Annotated in this window: 1 protein-coding gene; it reads right to left on the bottom strand. The window is 30.5% G+C overall.

Features of this window, described 5'->3' with window-relative positions:
• Positions 1-335: helix-turn-helix domain-containing protein (locus tag CD135_RS11700; protein ID WP_180991119.1), on the bottom strand; the 335-nt coding region annotated here is incomplete at its 3' end.
• Positions 336-407: the final 72 nt, after the last annotated feature.

The following is a 407-nucleotide window of genomic DNA, read 5'->3' as shown; positions in this document are numbered from 1 at the left end:
GATTTGTTTACTTTTTGATTCATCATCTCTCTTTCGAATTCTCTCCGCTTTTTTAAAACCTCATTCTCCATTTCTAAATATTTATTTCGTTCTTTTAATGCTTTAATTTCTGCATCTTTCATTTCATCTTCTGTCATTATAGATTGAGGTTTCCCTTTGCCTCGTCCATCTTCTAAACCAGCATTACCATGATTTTTATATTTTTTCACCCAATTATAAACTTGACCATAAGTCACTGAATATTTATCAGCGATTGTTTTATAATCACTATTACTTTCTATGTAATCTTTAACTATTTCAATGCGTTCTTCTAAATTTGTTTTTCTTGCTTTCATCGTATACACCTCGGGTTTTGGAGAATATGTTTTGTTCTCTTTACCCATAGTATAACGTTTTATCCAGTTTCG

The organism is Mammaliicoccus lentus (genome assembly GCF_002902755.1).
Lineage (GTDB): Bacteria > Bacillota > Bacilli > Staphylococcales > Staphylococcaceae > Mammaliicoccus > Mammaliicoccus lentus.
Note: the sequence above shows the minus strand (reverse complement) of the source record. Positions and strands in the feature narration are given on the sequence as shown.